This window comes from Bradyrhizobium sp. 44 (assembly GCF_023073095.1).
In the GTDB taxonomy this organism is placed as follows: domain Bacteria; phylum Pseudomonadota; class Alphaproteobacteria; order Rhizobiales; family Xanthobacteraceae; genus Bradyrhizobium.
Genome location: NZ_JADPIY010000033.1, coordinates 101,710 through 116,253, shown reverse-complemented (window position 1 = coordinate 116,253; position 14,544 = coordinate 101,710). Strand labels below are relative to the sequence as shown.

Here is a 14,544-nt window from a genome sequence, read left to right as displayed (position 1 = left end):
GATACTCCCTCTCGCTCAGTGCACCTGTTGGAGCTCGGGCTGACGGCCCGCGTCGGCACCCGCGCTCTTGCGCGACTGGTAGAACTTCAAGACGCTGCGCGAGGTCTCGATCTTGAGCTTGCCGAAATCGCGTTCGTTATCGTGGAGCTCGCGCGCCGTGATCAGGTGATCCTTGGCGCCGAGGAACAGCAGCGACATGGTGGTGTCCCAGGAGAAATCGAGCGCCTTGCACAGCACCAGGATCATCTCGCGATTGCGGTCCATCATCGCACGCTCGATCACGTCGACCGGCAGCGACGACAGCAGCGACAGGCCGATCTGCACCTCGTCGAAGCGGTGCTGACGCGCATAGTTCGAGATCGAGTCCTGGTTGAGGTTGCCCTGCCGGTACTGCGTCGTCACCACGCGCTTGGCGACGAAATAGCTGCGCGAGGACGGGCCGAACTTGGAGTGCAGATCGCCGGTGACGTCGCTTACCGAGCTCTGGATCTGCGCCACCATTTCCGGGCGCTCGTGCTCGAGCCGGCGGCGGACGTCTTCCGACGCCTTCGAGATCAGCTGCTGGAAGATGTGACGCGGCACGTCCTTGCGCAGGCCAAGCTGCTCGGCGAGAATCGAGTCTCCCTCGGCGCGGCGGACCATGTGCAGAAGGCCCGAGCCGGAGAAGCGCGCGCCCTCGTTCCGGGCAACCGACGTCACGACCTCCTGGTCGCCGCGCTTGACCAGCACGTCGGTGACGGCCTCGCCGATCGACTTGCGCTGGGCGATCGCGAGCAGATGCGACTGGCTCTTGGTCATGGCGCTCTCGACCAGCAGCTTCTCGTCGATACGATTGGAGTCGCGCAGCACGGGACCGGCGACCTCGATTTCGTCGGCGGTCGCGAGTTGCGCAATGACATTGAGCGGTGCGTGATCGCAGGCTGCCATGACCTCGGAGAGCTGCACCCGTGCGGCGACCTCGATCTCGTCGGCGAGCCGGCCGATGACCTCGCCGAACGTGCTGATCTCGTCGTCGCTGTAGCGGCCGGTGATCAGAATGTCGGTCGCGTGCCACAACGCCTTGGTCCGGCTTTCGTCGGTGCCACGTGCGATCGCGTCGTCCAGATCCTGCAGAAGTGTTGTCGCGCCGTTCATCCCGATGACCCCAGTTCTTGGCTAGCCATCCTGCTTGTGCCGCAGGACGCCGAGTTCCTCTGGGAACAGAGACTAGGGAACAAACGCGAGAATCCGGTAAAGTCGGCAGATCAGTTTTGCCGAGCAAAATTCGTTAAAAAGCGAGGGAATGGGTTTACCGGTGCGTCGCGAGGAAGCTGCGCCCCTCTCCCGCTAGCTGAAAAGGCTTGGGGCACTGATGCCTCTGCGGCGTCATGGCCGGGACAAGCCCCGGGCATGACGGACTGTCGCCTACGGATTCTGTGGCGTCAGCACCAGCGGCGGCTTTGGCTTGGGCTTTGCGGGCGGCGGGCCGGGAGCCGGCCTCACGTCGATCGGCGGAGGCAGCGGCGCGATCTGGTGGTTCGCAAGCGGCGGGCTTGTGAGTTGGGGGCTTGTAAGTGGAGGGCTTGTAAGTGGAGGGCTTGGCGCTGCGGGAGCGGCCTGCGGCGCCTTCGGGGTCGGCGCGACCCTGATGTCGGCCTTGGGCTTCGGCGGCGGCGCGCGGCGCGGATCGCGGCCGGGCATCGGCACATCCGGCAGCGACGGCTCCAGCGTCGGTTCGGGCGACACCAGGGTCGGCAGCGCGGCGGTCGCCGGCGGCGGCTCGCCGCGCTCGATGGCATCCAGCCGGCGCGTCTCGCGATCGATCGTGCGCACCGCGAGCCACGAGGACAGCGGCGCCAGATCGACGGTGCGATTGAGCCTGTCGGGGGGACCCGCCGCGAACAGCTGGATCTCGGGCGGAGCGCCGGAGAGCCCGGTCATGATCGGCGTCAGGCTAGCGCGGATGTCGGCCTGGTCGGCGGGGATGTCGTAGCCGCCGGAGACGATGGCGCGCGCGTTCTTCGCCTCCAACGACGTTGCGCCGACGCGCAGCCGCCCGTCGCGGATCGTGAACGGGATCTGCGCCGAGGCCACTGCAATCGGCCCCGCCGACAGCGCGGGCTCGACCAGCTGGCGCAGCCGATTGTCATCGGCGACCTGGCCGCCGTCGCTGGCGCGGATGGCGATCTCGAAGGCGCGCGGATTGAGGCCGGAGATTTCAGCGGAATCAAGCGTCACCGTGCCGTTGCCGGCGAGCGCGCCGGTGAGGGCCGCGACGCTGCGGCCCTGGCTGGTCAGCGCCATCTGCGCCGAGGCGCGTCCCTTCGGCAGCGCGAGGTCGCGATAGCGCAGCGCCGCCGCGTCGACATTGCCGAGCTCGATACGCGCGTTGAGCGTCAGACCGTTGGCGCCAGTGCGCGCATCGAGGCTCGCCGACATCTCGCCGCCGCCTACGCCGCCCTTCAGTGCGTCGAGCGCGAGCGACTGACCGTCGCTCCGGATCGTACCGCCGAAGGGGCGCAGCTCGATGCCGCCGGGCAACGTGCCGTGCAAGGCCTGGAAGGCGACGCGGCCGCGCCAGCCGCCGAGAAGCCCGGTACTCAACGGCGCATTGGCATCGTGTCCGGCCGCGCCGATGGCCATCGCGAGCGCCGGCACGAGGTCGAGCGAATCGAGGCCGACTTCGCCGTCGACGGTCTTCTCCTGATCGAGCGTCACCGCCAGATGACCGCGCAGATGCGAGCCCGCCAAGGTGCTGTCGAGATCGTTGAAGGTCAGGCGGTTGCCGGAAAGGCTGACGCGCGAGGACAGATTGACGCTCTGCACGGATTTATCGGCCGGGCTGGTCCCGAACAGCGGGGCCAGATTGGCGTTGCGCACGCGCAAATTCACGCTGCCTTTCGGCTCCGACAATTCGACGTTGCCTTGTGCGTCCGCGTCCAACCCGCCGCCGCTGAGCTTTGCATTCAATTGCAGCTGATGACGCCACGCGCCGCTCAAGCGGCCTTCGAACTGCGAAGCGCCCTCGCCTGCGGCGACCACGCGATCGAGCCCGAGCAACGCCAGCAGTGAACTGGCCTGCGGTGTCGAGACTTTCGAATCCAGCGTGAAGTCGCTGTTGCGCAACCGCTCGATGTCGATGCCGTTGACGGCGGCCACCGGCGTCTGCGCGGCCAGCGTCGCGCTGGCCTTGAGCTGCGGCGCGTCGAGCTCGAGCACGGCACGCGCGTCGTTGCGATCGGCATGCTCGGCGTTCTTGTCGAGGCTGAGGTCGAGCTTGAGGCGGGTCGCACCTGGCAGCGACGGGATGGCGTCGAAGCGCGCGCGCACCGACGGCGCAAACGGCTCGAGCAGCGCGGTGAGATCGCGCAGCGAATTGGCGGAGGATTTCAGCGCGAGCTTGCCCGTTGCCTTGGCGCGGTCGAAGCTGCCGCTCGCTTCCGTGGTCACGCCGCTGGCCTGGCCGAACCGCAATTGCTCCAGCGAGAGCGATGCCGGGCCGTAGCCGAGTTTTGTGGTGAACGGCCGCAGCTCCTGGCCCGCCGAGATCGCGCGGCCGATATCGAGCGAAAGCTTCGCTTCCTCCGGCCATTCGCCCTGAGGCCCCGAAAGCGCGCGCACAAAACTCGCGGCGGCATCGAGGTCGAGGCGGTCGGCCTTGAGCTCCGCGTCGATCCGCGAGCCCTTGCTGGCGCCGGTCTGGACGAAAGCGATGCGGCCTTCGACCGCGCCGCCCTCGATTTCGGCCTTCAGCCTGTCGATGGCGAAATGGTTGGCGGCGATGGTCACGTCGCCGGCAAGGCGCAGCGGCCGCGTGCTGCGGCGGTTGACCTCGCTGCGGCCCTGAAGCCAGGCCACCAGCGTATCGGGATCGGAGGAATCGACGCTGAGACGGCCGCTGAAGCTGTCGGCGCCGGGCGTCGCGCCGTTGAGCGAGAGCTGCGTCTGGCCCGGCGCGCGCAGCTCCAGCCGCTGGAAGGTCCAGGACCGTCCGTCGGTCGCAAGCTCGGCCGTGATGTTCTGGAGCGGCCGGCCGCCGAGCATGATCTGGTCGGAGTTGAACTCGATCTGCGCCGGGATCGGCGCCTGCGGGATTGCGGCGAGGCCAGCACGCAGCGCCGGCAGGATGCGCTGCGGCTCGGCATCGTTCTTGGCCGTCAGCTTGTCGGCATCGACCTGGCGCGCCGACAGCACCGCGCGCAGCAGCGGCGACGCTCCGAACCTGATATCGCCGACGCCGCCGAGCTTCAGCGCGGAGTCTTCGGCCCCGAAGCTGGCGTCGACCTGCTCGAACTTGGCGCCGGCCGGATCGGCCTTGAGTTTCGTGGTGAGCTTCCAGGGCATCGGCCCCGCTTCGGCCGGCTTCTTCGGCGCCGGCACGGCGAGCGTCAGCGCGCCGTCGAATTTCGGCAGGCGGTTGTCGAAGGCAAGCACACCTTCGAGATCGGCCAGGATGGCGCGCTCGCCGGGATCGATGTTGAGGTGGAGGCGGGTGGCGTTGCCGTCGGCGCTCGGGCCGGAGGAGACGCGGAACGGATAGCGGACGCCGCTGGCCGTGAAACTGCCGTCGCCCCGGACCGAGCCGGCCAGCGACCGCACGTCGCCGGAGAAGGCGATGTCGTTGAGCTCCAGTGTCGAACGGCTGGCGGCATCATGCAGGGCGATGCGGCCGGTGAGGTTCAGCCGCTCGATCGCCAGCGATGCCAGATTGAAACTGCCGCTCGCGGTGGACGGCAAATCGACCCGCCCGCGCGCGTCGAGGCCGAGATCGACCGCCATGCCGTTGACCGAAAGCTCGGTGGCACGCCATTCGCCGCGCATCAGCGAGCTCAGGCTGAACTCGACGTCGAGCTTGTCGGCGCGCAGGCGGCCGAGATCGTTGTTGCCGCCGAAGGTGACCCCGCGCAGCCGCAGCGTCGGCGCCGGCAACAGCCGCGCGTCGAGCTCGCCCGCCACCCGCACCGGCACGCCGATGATCCTGCCGGCCTCCGCTTCGAACTGGGGCCTGAACTGGTTCCAGTCGACGAAGTAAGGCCCGATCAGAGCGGCCAGCAGCGCTAAGATAAAGGCAATCGCCAATCCGAGCAGCGTCGTCTGCACGGGTCTCCCCTCGGCCAAACCGGATGCGGGCCTTGCCTGAGCCGCAGGGCCTCAGACGTACCGGAACAGCCCCTTATATAGGGGGAAGTGTGGCGAAGTCACAGCGACTGTTGCGCGCGGAGGTTAACGCGGGCGGCCATCACCAGCTCGCAGGCAGCCGCTTTAGGCCGCGCAGCACGAAGGTCGGCCGCCATTCCGGGTTTTCGACGTCGTCGATGCGCAGGTCGGGCAGCCGCCGCAACAGCGTGGCGATGGCGATCTCGGCCTCGAGGCGCGCCAATTGGGCCCCCAGGCAGAAATGGATGCCGCCGCCGAACGACAGCGGCCTCACATTCTGGCGGGTGACGTCGAGCTGGTCGGGCCGGTCAGGATAGACCGCTGGGTCGCGGTTGGCCGACCCAAGCAGGCAGAGCACGGTCTCGCCCTTGGGGATCTTCGCGCCGCCGAGATCGTCGATATCCTCCAGCGCGACCCGCCCGGTCATCTGCACCGAGGAATCGTAGCGCAAGAATTCCTCGATCGCGCCCACCATCAGCTCCGGCCGCGCCTTCAACAGCGCGAGCTGGTCCGGATTGCGATGCAGCGCCAGCAGGCCATTGCCGATCAGATTGACCGTGGTCTCGTGGCCGGCGCCGAACAACAGGATGATGTTGGCGGTCAGCTCCTCGTTGGTGAGCTTGTTGCCGTCTTCCTCGGCCTGCACCAGCTGAGTGATAAGATCGTCGCCGGGATTTTTGCGACGCAGCTCGAACAGCTGCTGGAAATACATCTGCGCCATCATGTTGCCGGCGTTGCCCTTGGCGATCTCCTCCGGCGAGAGCGGCACGGGGTCGAGCAGCCGTCCGCCGTCGCGCGAGCTGTTATAGAAAGTCTCGCGATGGTCCTCGGGGATGCCGAGCATGTCGCAGATGATGGTGACAGGCAGGCGGAAGGCGAAATCCTCGATCAGGTCCATATGGCCGCGGTCGATCACGGCATCGATGGTCTGGTCGACGATCTCCTGGATCCGCGGCCGCATGTCCTCGACGCGGCGGGCGGTGAAGGCCTTCACGACGAGGCCGCGCAGGCGGCTGTGGTCGGGCGGATCGGCCTGCAGCATCCAATGACTCATGCTGCGGAAGACCGGCTCCTCCATGATCTTCTCGCTGTAGCGGCGCTTGGAACGCTCGACGAAATCCTTGCCGAAACGCTTGTCGCGCATCACGAGGCTGACATCGGCATGGCGGCTCGTGACGAACTGGCCGAACGGCGTCACGTGAATCGGATAGATCGCGCGCAGCCGGTCATAATGCGGATAGGGATCGCGGATGAAGTCCGGCGACAGCGGATTGAACAGCGGACCGCCGGCGCCCTGCACGTGCTCGTTCATGGTGACCTCATATCGGTTGCCGCATGAATCGCATACGCGGGCAGCCCCTCTTGCCGCAGCGTAACCATCCCTGAATTATCAACTCGATACATTGTTGTATCGAGTTGCATTCTGCCCTAACCTGCTCCGATGTCAAGGGTGAGAACCAGGCCGACCAGGGACGACACGCGCGACAGGCTGTTCGAGGCGGCCGCGCGCGTTTTCGAGGAGGACGGCATCGGCGGCGCCAGCATCGAGGCGATCGCGGCGGCGGCCGGATTCAGCCGGGGAGCGTTCTATTCCAACTTCAAGAGCAAGGACGAGCTGATCATCGCCATGCTCGAGGACCATGTCGCGCAGTCGATCCGGCGCAACATGGACATCCTCGCGCAGCACGACAACCTCGACGACTTCATCGCGGCGCTGAAGGCGATGGATCGCACAAGGCAGGATCCACTCGGCCGCTCGCCGCTGCTCCACATGGAGATGATCCTGTTTGTCGCGCGCGCGGAGAAGCGCCGACCGGAGCTTGCAAAGCGCCTGCGCGCGCGGCGCAAGCTGGTCGCCGACATCGTCGAGGCCACGCTGAAGAGCAACGCGAAGGGCGACACGCTCAATCCGCCATGGATGGCCTCCGTCGTGCTGGCGCTGGAAGACGGCTTTCGCCTGCACCGCCTGATCGATCCGGATACGACGCCGGCCGACAGCTTTCTGCGCGCGATCACGGACCTGCGGCGCAGGACAGGATTGTCGTCGGACTAGCGTTTGTTGTCTTCAGATCGTCGAGCTTCGCTGTTCCCGCTCGACATCGGCGCGCCGCGCTGCGCCGCTGGAACCTGGAAGCGATTATACGCGCGCATTTTCCACATCACCGTACCCCATCCAAGGAACGTTTCCTCACCTTGCCACTTTATCCCGAGCCTGTTTTGGCAATTTGATCATTGGAGGAGACAGCGATGAGGATTCTGAAATTGTCTGTGGCCGCAGCCGCGCTGCTGGCCGGTACGGCGCTCGCGATGGCGCAGTCCAGCTCGACGGTCGGCACGGGTGGCTCGTCAGCCGGCGGTGGCACCAGCAACTCGACCGTCGGCACCGGCGGTTCATCGGCGGGTTCGGGCAGCGGCTCGGGTTCGGCTTCGACGCTTGGCACCGGCGGCTCGTCGGCCGGCGGCGGCACCAGCAGTTCGTCGATCGGCACCGGCGGCTCCGCCGCGGGCTCCGGCAGCGGCTCAGGCTCGGCCTCGACGCTCGGCACCGGCGGTTCGTCGGCCGGCGGCGGCAAGAGCTCGTCCAGCGTCGGCACGGGCGGCTCTGCGGCAGGCTCGGGCTCCAATTCCGCATCGACAGTCGGCACCGGCGGCTCGTCGGCCGGCGGCGGCAAGAGCGGCTCGACTGTGGGAGCGGCCGGCTCCTCCGCGGGACATTCCAGCGACATGGGCATGGAAAAGGGCAAAGGCCACCACAAGGACGAGATGAAGAAGGACAAGGACTGACATCCCGGCCGGCGGAGCGGCAGCAATGCCGCTCCTTCGTCCTTCCTGAGGAGGACTGGCATGAACAGACCAATCGTTGCGATCGCAGTTTTGACTTTGATAAGCAGCGCCGCTGTGGGGGAAACCATGCAGAAAACCGGCAAGACCGCATCCGGCGAGACCTGTCGGGTCACGGTGGAAAAACATCCCGACGGCAGCATCACCGCGCTGGGGTCATCGGGTTCGGGCACAACCGGCTCGACCTCATCGAGCGGCTCGCTCTCGAGCTCGAGCTCGGCCGGCGGATCGTCGGTGCACGTCCAGGCCGGTGGCGGCAACGTGTCGAGTTCGTCCTCGACGGCCGGCGGCCCCGGTTCGACCAGCGCGAGCACCGTCACAGTCAACGGCTGCACCATCTCGACATCGTCGCCATAGCAAAAGGATTTGACAGATGAGAATGTTGATCGCGACCTCGTCGGTCGCACTCCTGCTCGCCGCCGCCGCGCCGTTGTCGGCGCAAACCAGCATGACCGGAGGCACCGGCGGTTCGGCTGCCGCCGGCGGCACCTCGGCCAGCACGCTCGGGACCGGCGGCACGTCGACCTCGGGCTCCGGACAGACCGGCTCGTCGATTGCAGCGGGCGGCAGCGCCGCGTCTGCCAACGGCAAGGCGCAGTCCGGCACCAGCATGAACAAGGGCAACGGTCCGGTGCTCAATTCCAATGCGCGCGCGCAGGCGCATGAGGGTGGCACGTTCAGCCGCTCCCACACCCGCACCAAAGTGAAAGCGGGCGAGGAGGTCGGGTCCACCACCAAGACCATGTCGCACGTGCCAGGCTCCAAGCCGACCATGTCGACAACATCGACGAACGTGCGCTGAACCATCCTCACGAGACTGCTGCCCGCGACTCGCGGGCAGTTTTTTCTTTGTGAGCAGGTTTTTTTCTTTGTGAGCGGATCAACCGCCGCTCAGCGTACGGCTAACGCGGGTCACGAGCGCATCCCACTGCCGCTTCTCGGAAGCGGGGTAGTTGATCAACACGCAATGCACGTAGCGACGGCCAAAGTTGCAGCGGTCGTACCAGATCTTGCCGCCCCGGGTGCTGGACACCACGAAGAAGCGCGGCGTGATGCGCTTGTAGGTGATGCCGGGCGGCGGATTCTTTCGCGCCAGGAAAGCGGCCGGTGAGCTGCCGTCGTTCGGAACGGCCTGCACCGTCAAATCCGCGCGGCCGTCGCTGGTCCGGTACTGCATGCCATACCCGTCGGGTCGACCGGCTTGCTCGGTGAAGATCGACGAAGGGATGTCGACGTTGGTCCCGGTCTCGGGAATGCGATAGCCACTCCAGCTCTCCGCACCGGCGGCAACCGGCAAGCTACAGAGCATGACAAGCATGGTGGCGATCTTCTTCATCGTGTGGCCCGGTTTGCGCTCGACGGCCGATAACGTGGAGAAGCGCCGGACGTTCCTTTCCGCGACGTGAACGCGCGTTGGGCCCAAGCCGGATGATTGTGTCGAGCGCGCCCGCTAGCGAGCGCGTTTGCCCTTGTCCGTGGGCAAGGGGCAATTCGTGCAAACGCTGTCGTCGCACATGCGGCAGATCGTGAAGCGATCCATCTCGGACGTATCCTGCCGAGACAACAACTCATGGAGCAGCGTTTCGAGTCGTTTCGTTTCAGCCGGCGACAGCACATCCAGAAGCGACGCGACCGCCGATATTCGCGAGGTCATCAAGTCGTTGCGGGTTGCGGCGCCCTTCGCGGTCAGGTGCAGAGCAACCTCGCGGCCGTCCTGTCCGGGCCGACGTTCGACCAGCCGATCCGACACCAGACGGTCCACCAGCCGGACCGTTCCCGAATGCGACAGGCCAAGAATCCGCCGCAGCTTGTCGTTGGTCATGCCCTGGCCATAGCCGATGACGACCAGTGCCGCAGGCGTCTCGCCTCCGCGGCCGATGACCTCGCGCGCGCCCTGCTCGATCCGATCCATGACGGCGAGCGAAAGCGCCCCCAGCAAATTTGCGATTCCGTTTTCCATGAGCCGGACAATATGTGCGGAGCGCACAAAAAACAACTTGACGAATATGTGCGCTCCGCACATATTTCGATCGCGGGGCACGATGACATGGAGAATGACGATGAATACTGGGAGCGCGGCACGACTAGCGAATGCCCAAGCGAATACCAGAGGCATTGAACCCGCCTTGAAATACGTGCAGGCCAACGGCGTGCGCTTCGCCTATCTCGAGCAGGGCGACGGCCCCCTTGTCATGTTCCTGCACGGCTTTCCCGATAATGCCTGGTCGTATCGAAAGCAGCTGCAGGTCTTCGCGGATGCAGGGTATCGTGCGGTCGCGCCGTTCCTGCGCGGCTATGCGCCGACCGAGATTCCGGCGGACGGAGTTTTCGATCCGATCGCACTGGGCAAGGATCTCGAAGCCCTCATCGCGGCGCTGAGTGACGACGGACAGGCGCGCGTCGTCGGCATGGATTGGGGCGGCACCTCGACCTTTCAGGCGCTGGCAACGGCGCCATCGGCAATCAAGGCCGCCGTGGTCATGAACACCGCACATCCAATTACAATTTCGAGCATCAGACGGGATCCGGAGCTCGTTCGAGCCGTCTTCCATGTCTATTTCTTCCAGCTTCCCGGCGCCGAATCCGCGGTCAGTACCGAGGGACTTCCCTTCGTCGACTATCTCTGGAAGCTGTGGTCGCCGACATTCAACAATGCCGAGCACATCCGTTCAATCAAGGAGACGCTCAGCTCGCCCGGCACGATGGCCGCAGCGCTTAAATATTACGGAGGCCTGACCGATGCGGGGCTCGCGCGCCGGCTGCCGATCAATGACATGCACACGCCGACGCTGACGATCTATGGCAGCAACGATCCGACAGCGAGGTACTCGGTCAAGGAGGAGCCGCTGTTCAAGGGGCCGCACAAGCGGATTGTCCTGCCCGATGTCGGGCACTTCCCGCACCTCGAGCGTGAGGAAGAAGTCACCGGCCTGATCATGGGCTGGTTCAAGACGCACGCGCCTGACTGAACGCAGAGGGCGGTCGCCCACAACATCCTTTGAGTTCTCTAATCCGGAGTACGCGCAATGGACACCAAGACACAACAGCAATATGCCGAGACCTTTCATGCCCTTCACAGGAAGGGCGATCCGCTCATCCTGTTCAACGCCTGGGACGCCGCCACCGCCAAAGCCATCGCGAAGACCTCTCCGGCCATCGCGACCAGCAGCGGGGCGGTCGCCTCCGCACTTGGATACGCCGACGGAGAAAATGTCCCGCTCGACATGGTGACCGGCCTGGTGTCGCGGATGACTGCGGCCGTGTCTGTTCCAGTCTCAATCGATCTGGAGGCCGGATATGGCGACACCCCGGAGGCTGCCGCCAGATCGGCGACCGAGATTTTGAAAGCCGGCGCCGTCGGCATCAATATCGAGGACGGGCTATCAGGGGGAAAGCGGCAACTCGTCAATCCCGAGCTCCATGCCGCCAAGATCAAGGCCGTGCGGCACGCCGCGAAAAATCTGGGAGTTCAGCTCTTCATCAATGCGAGAACGGATCCGTTCTTGCTGAAATTCGGATCGCCGGACGAGTGCATGAACGAAGCGGCGGGGCGAGCGAAGGTCTATGCCGAGGCCGGCGCCGACGGAATTTTCGTCCCCGGCCTCACCGACCTCGCGCTCATTGAAAGGTTCGTTCAGCTCACGCCTCTGCCGGTCAACATCATGGTGACACAAGGCGTTCCCGCACTTCCGGATCTGGCTCGCGTCGGCGTTCGGCGGGTGAGTCTTGGACCGTGGCCTATGATGGCAGCAATGCGGATGATCGGACAGGCCGCAGCCGCGGTCGTCGCGACCAAGCAATACGGCACCTTCCTGCAACCGGAGGTCTGAGCCCGGACATCACCCGCCGAAAGTCGCTTCTACGCTGACCGCTTCACTGCGGTCGCGCCGGCCGGTGCAATGTCGAGACGAGCCAGCATCGCCTGCGCCTGCTCGGCGCAGTGCTCGATCAACCAGCGCTCGAAGGCAACAGGCGCGAGTGCGGGTGCGTAGAGGAAGCCTTGCACGACGTCGCAGCCGAGTTCGGCCAGCACCTTGCGCTGCGCCTCGGTCTCGACCCCTTCGCCGACGACGGTCATGCCGAGGCCCTGGCCGACGCGCACCACGGCGGTGGCGATCGCGAGCGCGCCAGCGTCACGCTCGATGTCGCGCATGAAGCTGCGGTCGATCTTCAGCTCGCGGATCGGCAGATGGGCGAGCCGGCTCAGGCTGGAATAGCCGGTGCCGAAATCGTCCACGGAAAGCCCGACGCCGAGCTCCCGGATCGCGTTCATCGTCTCGAGCGCGGCGACGCTGTCCTGCATGAACGCGCCCTCGGTGATCTCGAGCATCAGCGCATCCGCCGGCAGATCGTATTCAGCGAGGATGTCCTTGAGCCGCGCGGCCAGCGTGACGTTGCGAAAATTGATCGGCGACAGGTTCACGGACACGGATGGAATCTCGAGCCCGGCGCGGCGCCAGCTCGCCATCTGCCGGCAGGCCTCGCGCACCGACCACAGGCCGATCTGCTCGATCAGGCCGCACTCTTCGGCGAGCGGGATGAATTTTGCCGGCGAGACGTCGCCGAGCTCGGGATCATGCCAGCGCGCCAGCGCTTCGACGCCATGGATCGCGCCGTCGCAGCTGCGAATCTGCGGCTGATAGCTGAGGGTCAGCTCGCCCTCGGCGATGGCGCGGCGCAGCGCCGCAATCAAGGCCAGCCGCTGCTCGGTGAGCCCGTTCATCTCGGCGCTGAACAGGCGATGGGTCGAACGTCCCGCCTGCTTGGCCATGTACATGGCCGCGTCCGCCTGCTGCATCAAGGTGTCGATGTCGGTCGCATGATCGGGATAGAGGCTGACGCCGATGCTCGCCGACATCTGCAGCTGCCTGGAGCCGAGCCGCAGCGGCGCCGCCAGCGCTTCGGTGATTCCGGCCGCGACGCGCTCGGCACCCTCGGCGTTGCGACGCGGCAGCAGGATCACGAACTCGTCGCCGCCTAATCGCCCCAGCATGTCCTCGGGTCCGATCTGCTCGCGCAGGCGCTGCGCCAGCTGGATCAGGAGCTCATCGCCGGCGGCATGACCGAGCGTGTCGTTGACGTCCTTGAAATGATCGACGTCGAGGAAGGCCAGCGCGACGTGGCTGCCGGTCGGGCAGGCATCGATGGCGGTGGTGATCAGGCGCCGCAATTGCGCGCGGTTCGGCAGGCCGGTGAGGATATCGTGATAGGCGAGCCGCGCGATCTCGGCGCGCGCCTCCTTGCGCTCGATTGCGAAGGCGCCGAGATTGACGCAGGCCTCGACGATGCGCCGATGCCAATTGCTCGGCGCGCGCGGCTCCCGGTAGTAGAAGGCGAAGGTGGCGATAACCCGTCCGTCCTTGGCCTTGACCGGCGTCGACCAGCATGCGCGCAGGCCAATCGCGAGCGGCATCGCCTTGTAGGGCTGCCAGCGCAGGTCGGTCTCCAGATCGGTCGCCAGCACCGGCTCGCCGTAGAAGGCCGCGGTTCCGCACGAGCCGACATTGGGGCCGATGGCCACGCCGTCCAGCGCGCGGGAATAGTCCTCGGGCAGGCTTGGGCCGCCGAGCGGATGGATCAGGCCCGCGGTATCGATGTGCAGCAGCGAACAGACGACGTCGGGCGCCATCTGCTCGACACGGCGGCACAGCCGGTCGGCGATCTCGCCGATCGGGACCTCGTCGGCGAGCGCGCCCATGATGAGCTGCTGCAGCGAGCGCAGCTGCTTGGTCTCGGTGATGTCCTCGAGCAGCGCGAAGAAGTGCTTGACCTGGCCCTTCTTGTCGCGGAAGGCATCGATGCGGGCGCAGACCCAGATCTCCTCGCCGTCCTTGTCATAGGCGAGCATCTCGACCTCGCCGCGGTGGCCGCCATCCATCAGGCGCTTGACGAGCTTCGCAACGGCCTTGCGATCGGTGTGGCGGCCCGCGAGCAGGCCCCTGGCGCGGCGGCCCTCGGCTTCCTCGCTGGTGTAGCCGAACAGCGTCGTGAAGGCGGCATTGACGTAGACAATGTTCTGGTCGGTATCGGTGATGAGCACCGCACGGTTGGTCTGGTCGGAGACGGCGTGGAGAAGCCCGATCCTGCTGCGGCGCTCGGCGTCCGCTGTGACGTCGCGCGCGAACACGATGCGATAGGCAATGCCGCCACTTGCAATGGATGAAAGCGAGATGGCCGCGCGGATCCGGCTGCCGTCACGGCGCACCAGGCTGATCTCGTCCCGGAACTCCGCAAACGGTTCGGCCTGAAGGCATTTGAGGGTGAGAGTTTCGGCGTCGCGGCCGAGCACATCAGCGCGTGCGAGATTCCAGATCCGCTCTGCACCGGCATTGAAATGCGTGATGCGACGCGCGCTGTCGACGACGACGATGCCCTCGTCGGCGCGTTCGAGCGCGGCCAACAGCACTTCCGGAGTTTCTGTCATGGCACAATCGGAGGCGGACATCGCTAGACCCGGAGGCATCGGGAAGATACAGCAACCGAGGCTAGTGCCGCGATGGTGTCCAAGACGTTTTTGCAGCCCGGTCGCGCCGCGCCAAGACGCGACATGCTTAATGTTCTGCAAAA

At 66.0% G+C, this 14,544-nt stretch carries 12 protein-coding genes; 6 read left to right on the top strand and 6 right to left on the bottom strand.

Annotation, left to right across the window (positions count from 1 at the left end):
* Positions 1-15: 15 nt before the first annotated feature.
* From IVB41_RS31870 to IVB41_RS31860, 3 genes are all read right to left on the bottom strand, one after another.
* A complete protein-coding gene (locus tag IVB41_RS31870; protein ID WP_247438436.1) occupies positions 16-1,134 on the bottom strand; it encodes a DUF2336 domain-containing protein in 1,119 nt (372 codons plus the stop codon).
* A 270-nt stretch (positions 1,135-1,404) separates the two neighbouring features.
* Entirely contained in the window at positions 1,405-5,079 is a 3,675-nt protein-coding gene (locus IVB41_RS31865) for an AsmA-like C-terminal region-containing protein (RefSeq protein ID WP_247438434.1), read from the bottom strand.
* A 139-nt stretch (positions 5,080-5,218) separates the two neighbouring features.
* Entirely contained in the window at positions 5,219-6,448 is a 1,230-nt protein-coding gene (locus IVB41_RS31860; protein WP_247438433.1) for a cytochrome P450, read from the bottom strand.
* A 129-nt stretch (positions 6,449-6,577) separates the two neighbouring features.
* On the opposite strand from IVB41_RS31860, the gene IVB41_RS31855 reads away from it, so the two are divergent.
* From IVB41_RS31855 to IVB41_RS31840, 4 genes are all read left to right on the top strand, one after another.
* Positions 6,578-7,189, top strand: coding sequence for a TetR/AcrR family transcriptional regulator (locus tag IVB41_RS31855; protein ID WP_247438431.1), 612 nt, complete (start codon positions 6,578-6,580; stop codon positions 7,187-7,189).
* Between the two features lie 194 nt (positions 7,190-7,383).
* The gene (locus IVB41_RS31850) at positions 7,384-7,920 is read left to right on the top strand and encodes a hypothetical protein (protein ID WP_247288054.1); all 537 of its coding nucleotides are present in this window, start codon (positions 7,384-7,386) and stop codon (positions 7,918-7,920) included.
* A gap of 126 nt (positions 7,921-8,046) precedes the next feature.
* Complete coding sequence (locus tag IVB41_RS31845) at positions 8,047-8,334, top strand: hypothetical protein (protein ID WP_245287890.1); 288 nt, start codon at positions 8,047-8,049, stop codon at positions 8,332-8,334.
* A gap of 22 nt (positions 8,335-8,356) precedes the next feature.
* Positions 8,357-8,779: a hypothetical protein gene (locus tag IVB41_RS31840; RefSeq protein ID WP_407062513.1), complete on the top strand. Its 423-nt coding sequence runs from the start codon at positions 8,357-8,359 to the stop codon at positions 8,777-8,779.
* A 78-nt stretch (positions 8,780-8,857) separates the two neighbouring features.
* Here IVB41_RS31840 and IVB41_RS31835 read toward each other — a convergent pair whose 3' ends face one another.
* The gene (locus tag IVB41_RS31835) at positions 8,858-9,313 is read right to left on the bottom strand and encodes a hypothetical protein (protein WP_027570768.1); all 456 of its coding nucleotides are present in this window, start codon (positions 9,311-9,313) and stop codon (positions 8,858-8,860) included.
* A gap of 114 nt (positions 9,314-9,427) precedes the next feature.
* Complete coding sequence (locus IVB41_RS31830; protein WP_247438429.1) at positions 9,428-10,093, bottom strand: MarR family winged helix-turn-helix transcriptional regulator; 666 nt, start codon at positions 10,091-10,093, stop codon at positions 9,428-9,430.
* 19 nt (positions 10,094-10,112) lie between these two features.
* Between IVB41_RS31830 and IVB41_RS31825 the strand changes: the two genes are divergently transcribed.
* Together IVB41_RS31825 and IVB41_RS31820 are read left to right on the top strand one after the other, a co-directional pair.
* Positions 10,113-10,946 carry an alpha/beta fold hydrolase gene (locus tag IVB41_RS31825; RefSeq protein WP_247403021.1) on the top strand — a complete coding sequence of 278 codons (834 nt, stop codon included), beginning with the start codon at positions 10,113-10,115 and terminating at the stop codon, positions 10,944-10,946.
* 57 nt (positions 10,947-11,003) lie between these two features.
* Positions 11,004-11,807: an isocitrate lyase/phosphoenolpyruvate mutase family protein gene (locus IVB41_RS31820; RefSeq protein ID WP_247438427.1), complete on the top strand. Its 804-nt coding sequence runs from the start codon at positions 11,004-11,006 to the stop codon at positions 11,805-11,807.
* A 29-nt stretch (positions 11,808-11,836) separates the two neighbouring features.
* Here IVB41_RS31820 and IVB41_RS31815 read toward each other — a convergent pair whose 3' ends face one another.
* Entirely contained in the window at positions 11,837-14,422 is a 2,586-nt protein-coding gene (locus IVB41_RS31815; protein WP_247438425.1) for an EAL domain-containing protein, read from the bottom strand.
* Between the last annotated feature and the right edge of the window lie 122 nt (positions 14,423-14,544).